The sequence below is a fragment of the Deltaproteobacteria bacterium genome (genome assembly GCA_020845775.1).
GTDB lineage: Bacteria > Bdellovibrionota_C > UBA2361 > SZUA-149 > JADLFC01 > JADLFC01.
Genome location: JADLFC010000101.1, coordinates 1 through 7,169 on the forward strand (window position 1 = coordinate 1; position 7,169 = coordinate 7,169).

At 42.8% G+C, this 7,169-nt stretch carries 7 protein-coding genes and 1 tRNA gene; 2 read left to right on the plus strand and 6 right to left on the minus strand.

Translation table 11 applies throughout. The features are described 5' to 3' along the window. Nucleotides 1–135: 135 nt before the first annotated feature. A complete protein-coding gene (locus tag IT291_06275) occupies nt 136–318 on the minus strand; it encodes a hypothetical protein (GenBank protein ID MCC6220827.1) in 183 nt (60 codons plus the stop codon). 161 nt (nt 319–479) lie between these two features. Between IT291_06275 and IT291_06280 the strand changes: the two genes are divergently transcribed. Beyond that, a tRNA-Leu gene (locus tag IT291_06280) sits at nt 480–563 on the plus strand. 522 nt (nt 564–1,085) lie between these two features. After that, nucleotides 1,086–2,558, plus strand: a complete 1,473-nt coding sequence (locus tag IT291_06285) for a hypothetical protein (protein ID MCC6220828.1) — start codon at nt 1,086–1,088, stop codon at nt 2,556–2,558. Here the strand turns inward: IT291_06285 and IT291_06290 are convergent. From IT291_06290 to IT291_06310, 5 genes are read right to left on the minus strand one after another with little or no spacing between them, the layout of a single operon-like run. Further along, nucleotides 2,533–2,958, minus strand: coding sequence for a cytochrome C oxidase subunit IV family protein (locus IT291_06290; GenBank protein MCC6220829.1), 426 nt, complete (start codon nt 2,956–2,958; stop codon nt 2,533–2,535). The genes IT291_06285 and IT291_06290 overlap by 26 nt on opposite strands. Then, nucleotides 2,959–3,579: a cytochrome c oxidase subunit 3 family protein gene (locus tag IT291_06295; GenBank protein ID MCC6220830.1), complete on the minus strand. Its 621-nt coding sequence runs from the start codon at nt 3,577–3,579 to the stop codon at nt 2,959–2,961. Continuing rightward, nucleotides 3,579–5,180, minus strand: coding sequence for a cbb3-type cytochrome c oxidase subunit I (locus IT291_06300; protein ID MCC6220831.1), 1,602 nt, complete (start codon nt 5,178–5,180; stop codon nt 3,579–3,581). The genes IT291_06295 and IT291_06300 overlap by 1 nt, the downstream gene beginning before the upstream one ends. Nucleotides 5,181–5,197: 17 nt before the next feature. Beyond that, nucleotides 5,198–6,160 carry a cytochrome c oxidase subunit II gene (gene coxB / locus IT291_06305; GenBank protein ID MCC6220832.1) on the minus strand — a complete coding sequence of 321 codons (963 nt, stop codon included), beginning with the start codon at nt 6,158–6,160 and terminating at the stop codon, nt 5,198–5,200. Then, nucleotides 6,153–6,980 (minus strand): SCO family protein, encoded by an 828-nt coding sequence (locus IT291_06310; GenBank protein MCC6220833.1) that lies wholly within the window; start codon nt 6,978–6,980, stop codon nt 6,153–6,155. The genes coxB and IT291_06310 overlap by 8 nt, the downstream gene beginning before the upstream one ends. Nucleotides 6,981–7,169: the final 189 nt, after the last annotated feature.

Sequence of the window (7,169 nt, forward strand, 5' to 3'; positions counted from 1 at the left end):
ATACCATTTACAAAAAGGATTTTTGTAAATGGTATAAACAGCAAGTGCGTAAGCACTTGCCAACAAACAACAAATACCGTTTCCAAAAAGTAAAATATTTAACTTACTTTTTGGAAACGGTATAGATCGCAGAGTCTAAGCTTTTCGATTTAATATGTGGGTTAATATAATCTGCGTAATTTTGGCCAAATCCTCCTCGCCAACCATGGCTTCTTTGGCTGCGTCGGAGATCGCACAGATTAGATCGCCTAAGGTAGTGGTCAACATTGAGACCTCTGTCTCTGTAAGTATTTGTTCGTGTTCAGTTTCTTGCGTCATAAAGCGAAATCCCTTTTAGGTCGAACTAAGGAAAGTGGCATATATCTTTGATGCTACCAAGGCGTAATGGACTTTATAAAAACCATTTAAGCACGAAAAATATAGGACACCTTACACTAGCGTAATTTTTGGACGTGATGTATAGAGAGCAACTTGCCCTTGCCGAAGTGATGGAACCGGTAGACATGCGGGTCTCAAAAACCCGTGTCCTTTTGGACGTGCGAGTTCAAATCTCGCCTTCGGCATTTTAGTTTGTTTATACCATTTGCAAAAAGGATTTTTGTAAATGGTATAAACAGCAAGTGCGTAAGCACTTGCCAATAAACAACAAATACCGTTTCCAAAAAGTAAAATATTTAACTTACTTTTTGGAAACGGTTTAGCTTGCCCGAAAACACGCCCAATAATGACCAAAAGTTACTAGATTAATTCTAATAGCATAATAGTCACGTCATCCTCAATTCACGTATATGCATTCCGGCAACGCGCACAAAGGAATACGCCGCTATAAAAAAAGTGCGCAGTGTTCGGAACATTTTGTTAGTACTACTCAGTTACCTGCAAGGGTTTTTAGCTGATATCTTATTGGTATGTTTTTTGCTATTCAATAACATTGAATGCTTTCATTATCGCGCAATGCCTCATATTGAGTTACCGGACGTGGCTCAAAGTGGTCGATTCATTGCTAGTGGCCTTCACTGGTCGATTTGCAAGCTTCAGGACAATAAATGCTAGAAATTCGTTCTCAATTAATAAGGATAGATGCCATGAAGAAAGTGCAATACTTTTCTACTGTTTTTGCGATGTTGCTCGCTCTCATTGCCTTATTTTTTTCCGCGGCCGAGGCCCAAATCGGAACAGGGCTACAGCGTTCTGGGCGATGGTTTACTTATGATGGCCAGTATAAATACCTTGTTGGCTTTGATACTCAGGAATTGGCCGTTGATCCATCTATTGATTACAATGCAGTGCTTGATAAGTTTGTCCAGTATGGGATTAACAAGACGCGCATCTGGATTTATTGCTGGTTTGGAGGCGAAGCTTTTTTATCTCCTTGGGCCTATGCTAACGGCAAGCATGACTTAAATCAATGGAATGCGACCTATTGGCAGAGAGTGCGAGGGTTTATAACCGCTGCAAAAAATCGAAACATAGTAGTGGAGGTGACGATATTTGCAGCCAACAATCTGGATAATGCCGGGGACTGGGCTTCCACAGCTTTCCGCAGCGCTGAAAACAAAGCCTTCAACGTCAACGGAGTTTTCAGCGCCAACGCAAGTGGTCATTTCATTCCCCAGTACTTTAATCTTGACTATCCGGCACTATCGAACACTGGCAAAACATTGAGAGATTACCAACAAGCTTTAATTAACAAGACAGTAACCGAACTTGGCGGTTTCAATAACGTTTATTTTGAGATAGACAATGAATTTCCGAACAGTGCAAACATTGATAGCGTTTATCCCTGGCAGCAGCACTGGGCTAATTACGTTAATTCATCAACGCCACGCCTAGTTTCCGCCCACAGCGATAGATGGAGCGGCACCGGCGGCATAAAGTATTTCTGGAATGAAGCATATATTGACATAATGAATTTTCATCTGACTCGTTCCAGGCGTCCTTCTCCGCAAGAACTTTCCGATTTTTTCCATAATGCTCAGACTAAAAATAAGGTTTTAAGCAATAACGAATCCGGAGACTTCTATGGCGCTGACCTCGACCCGCAAACTCTAGCGGCCTGGGGTGTGTTTTTGTCTGGTGGTTATTTTGCGCTCTACGAAGATGATAGCAGTAGAATTTTGACACACCCTGATTGGGTGGCAGGTGCCAAAAGACTAAAAACCTTGCGCACTATTGTCGAGTCACTCAAATTCTGGAATATGTCCCCTGTCGACGCAAACGGCAATGAATACGATTCTTTGATAACTCAAGGACCTTCGGGAACAAATAAACAGCTTATTGCCAAGCCAGGTTCTGAATACTTAGCTTATTTTTGGGGTACTAAAACCACAACGCCTGTAAAAATAAGCCTTCCTTCAGGGAGCTATGCTTATCAGTGGTATGATCCCAGAGATGGCAAACTGCTTTTAAGTGGCGCTATTCAAAGCACCGGTGTGGGTAATATCGCAGCCCCAGCAACAACAGTCTGGAGCGAGGTAGTCGGCGTAGCATTAGTAATTCGCAGTTCATTGGACACCAAAGCTCCTAATGCGCCTACGGGGTTAAGGGTTGTACCGTAGGTAGGGGTTGATGACTAATATTGGCACCGTCGCTAGCTCTAATTGGGTCTTCCTTGGCTTTTAGATAAAAATCTCCCACCGTGCCACCTATTAGCAAGGCGACGACGATTACTGTGTAGAAGACTGTTATCCAAATTAGTTTGCCTTCCCACTTTACATGCATAAAAAACAAAGCGACCAGGACTGCCTTAATGCTTGCAATGAAGATGGCAAAAAATAAATTAAAAACTCCCAAATCGACATTAGCAACTAAAACGCTAATGCCTGTGAGAATGATTAAAGCGCCAAAGACCCATAGATAGGTCGATCTTCCTACAACGTGGCCCAAACTCTTGTCAGCCTCTTCAGCTAAAAGAGAACCATCGCCCAGGGGATACCATTCGGTTGCTCTCCTAGTCATTCACTTAATTCCTCCGATTAAATAAAGAAGAGGAAAAAGATAAATCCATATTATGTCGACCAAATGCCAATACAATCCACTAACCTCAACTGGCGTGTAATACGTTGTAGAAAAGCGATTATTTGCTGCCAAACTTCTTAACCACCATATAACTGCCATGCCCGCAATGACATGCACGCCGTGAAGGCCAGTCATTGTAAAATACAAGCCGTAAAATATGTTTGTCGATGGGCCAAGATAATGGCTAAACTTAGTGTCATACTCAAAAGCTTTGATGGCTAAAAAGATAAGGCCACAAAGAAATGTGAAATTTAGCCAAGTCTTGCAGTTGCCATTTAGACCTCTTTGCGCTGAATCGACAGCCCTCACCATAAAATACGAGCTCGTGAGCAATACTATTGTATTTAAGCCGCCAAGCTTCCAGTCAAGTGTTTGCGCATGTCTTTCAAACTCAGCTAAATACTTGAAACGATAGACTGCAAAAACGCAAAACAACACGGCAAACAAATGAATCTCGGTAATTAAGAAAATCCACATGCCAAATTTTGCAGCGTGATAAGCTTGCTCTGGCTCTATGTGGTGGTACTCTCCAGGTGCTAACGAAGCCTCAGAGGAAGACATTATTGGGTCGCTCCATAAGAATAAGTCCAATCAGTAACCCGGGGAATCTCTGCAAAGTTATCTTTAATCGGCGGTGAATCAGTTTGCCACTCGAGAGACTTTGAAAGGTAAGGATTGCTGGTTGCAAATTTCCCCTTAAAAGCAGCATACAGCAGATTGCCAAGCACCATTGCGTAACCGAGACCATTTACAAAAGAAAATATCGTCGATATCCGATGAAGTCCTTCAAACTCAGGGGGATAATCAAAATACCGCCGTGGCATACCCTGCATCCCTAAAACAAATTGAGGCAAAAAAGTACCATTAAATCCTATAAACAGGACGAGCCACGAAAATTTAGCAAAACTTTCGTTAAACATCCTGCCAAACATTTTGGGGAACCAAAAGTGCATTCCGGCAAGAAGCCCTACAACCGCACCACCCTGAAGCGTGTAGTGAAAATGCGCCACTACAAAGTAAGTGTCGTGATAATGCGCATTAGTTGCAAGCGTAGCCAAGTGTATGCCGGTAGTTCCCGCTATTAAAAACAAAAAAACAAAACTCATTGCATAAAGCATTGGTGAGTCCCAAGAAATCGAGCCCTTATACATCGTTGCTACCCAGTTAAAAACCTTCACAGCAGTTGGGATGGCAACAAGGAAGGTTAAAAACGAGAACAAATAGCGCGCAAAGTTCGACATGCCAGCGACAAAAAGATGGTGCCCCCATACTAAAAGGCTTATGCCGGCAATCCCTACGCTAGCATAAACAAGTGCCTTGTACCCAAATATGGGTTTTCGTGAAAACACTGGCACAATTTCGCTAACAATGCCCATAGCTGGAAGAATTATGATGTAAACAACCGGATGAGAGTAAAACCAAAAAAGGTGTTCAAATAGCAATGGATCCCCACCCTTGCTGGGGTCAAAAACGCCAATGTTTAGCGCATTCTCTAAGATTAAAAGCAATAAGGTGATGCCGATAATCGGAGTCGCAGCGACCTGGAGAATAGCCGTTGCATAAAGCGTCCAAACAAAGAGAGGCAATCTTCCCCATTGCATCCCCGGCGCTCGCATTTTGTGAATAGTGACGAGAAAGTTTAGCCCCGTGAGAATAGACGAAAACCCTAGAATAAACGCGGCACTTGTAGCTGTAATGACAGCTCTAGAATTTTCCAAGCTATAGGGCGCATAAAACGTCCAGCCAGTATCGAGCTTCATAAAAAGTGCAAAAAACGCAACCATAGCGCCTAATAAATAGAGCCAATAGGAAAAGCGGTTTAATTTTGGGAAAACTACATCTTTGGCGCCAATCATTAGCGGCAGTAGAAAATTGCCCAATGTGGCCGGAATGCCGGGAACGATGAAGAGAAATATCATTATGACGCCATGAAGCGTAAATAGTATGTTATAGGCTTGTGCATTAACTATAGTTTCTCCGTGGCTAAACAGTTCTGTCCGTACCGCTAACGCAAAAATGCCGCCCACGACAAAGAACAAGAACATAGAAGCCATGTACATTAAACCTATGCGCTTATGATCAATAGACATAAGCCAGGATAAAAAACCCTTTTCGCAATTTAAATAATTCAACTTGTCGTTTGCTGTCTCAGCTTCGGACATTTAGTAATTTCCTCATATTATTTGTTAGCCTCTTGGCCGTCATTTCGCAATTCCTTGATGTAGGCAATGAGGCCCCTAATTTCTTCCTCGCTTAACTGTCCGCTGTAGCTAGGCATGGCATTGAGGTAACCTTTTACAATTCTTTTCCCTGGCTCTAGTATTGACTCGCGCAAGTATTCCTCGTCTACTGCCACTTGCTCCCCGCTATCTAAAGTTTCTGTCTTGCCAAAAAGACCTAACATTGAGGGCCCTATAATAGTCCGTCCATCAGTGCTGTGACACTGGGCACACGCCCTTTGGTTAAAAAGTTCCTTGCCGAGTTCGGAGGGTGGCAGTGCTACTACTTCTCCGACTTCGCTACGGGCAAGGAAATCTTGAAAAGAGTTTTCACTTACGACTTTTAGTTTGGCCTGCATATATGAATGATTAGTGCCGCAATATTCCGCGCATAGTATGCGATATTCTCCAACTTTTGTTGCTTCAAACCATGCTACCGAATAGGCTCCGGGGCGAACGTCTTCCTTAACGCGCATGACTGGAACAAAAAAACTGTGCAAAACATCGCGCGATGTCATTATAAGTCGAATTGGTTTATTAACTGGAACAATTAACTCATTGTGCGATTTTTTTGTGTTGGGATATGTAAACTCCCAGCGCCATTTGTAGGCATCGACGTTAATCTCAAGCGCATTTGGCGGCGGGTTCCTCATCTCCTGATAAGTTACCAGTCCAAAGTAAAAGACAAAAATAATTATGACCGTTGGTATCGCAGTCCACAGGGTTTCCAGTAAAGTGCTATGAGTGAGCTGCGGAGTTTCTTCTGCCACGAGAGACGAGCGTCTCCGGAATCTAACGGCAAAGAAAAGCATTACTGCTGTAATCGCTACCGTGCAAAAAGTAGCGATGTAAGTTATTAGAGAATTTATCCAATCGACTTTATTCGCCCAGGTAGAAACTGCTTCGGGCATGAAGTCAAACATGGCTAGTGTCTCTCCGTCTTTCCCTAACTCTCATGAACAACAATGCGCTTACCAGTATACCGAAAATTATACCGCTAATAACTCTAACTAGCTTAATCACCATAAGGCTATACTTACCGCTTAGAGTATCAAAGCGAAAGCAATAAAGAAGAACCTTGTCAGTTGCACTGCCAATTGCTCCTCGCCCTGCCTCTATTAACGACAGGCGCAAGTCGCGCTCACTATAGCTAACCCCATAAAAATAGCGCGAAATCACGCCGTCGGGAGTAAAAATCACGAGAGTAGAGGCATGAGAAAATTCACTTCCCTCTGGGTCGGCTAGATAATTAAAGCCGATTTGCCGCATTAACTCATCAATGTTCGCTTGTGCGCCACTTAAAAAGTGCCAGGCTTGAGTGCGCATTTTCTTGTGCTCAAGACTATTTAAATATTTCTGCTGTGCTTGTTTAGCCGAGGCGGGATTGTCCTTTGGGTCAAAGCTCACAGATAAGACACTGTAATCCCTCCCTAGCTCCAATTGGCTCTCACTTAGTCTTCTTAGTAGTGCGTCGCTACTAATACTGCAAAGTCGCGGACAGTGAAAGTACACTGGCAAAATAATAAATGGCCTATTCCTAAGAACAAAGTCTCTAAGCTTTCGCACATTGCCGTTTTGGTCGCTAAACTCTAGTTCTAGATCAATAGAAGTATTGCGATTATCTCGAATGTCTACTTGCCCCAAGGTATTTTTTGAGGGTGGCTCGGCACAAGCCGGAGCTGATAGGCAAATAAAAGAAACCGCGAGAAGAAACCTTAGTATAATCGTACTGTAATTAGCCACCAAATGACCGTTTGTCGTTTCTCCGACCAAATTAACTTATTCCACCTAAACCGTTTCCAAAAAGCAAGTTATACCATTTACAAAAAGGATTTTTGTAAATGGTATAAACAGCAAGTGCGTAAGCACTTGCCAATAAACAACAAATACCGTTTCCAAAAAGTAAAATATTTAACTTACTTTTTGGAAACG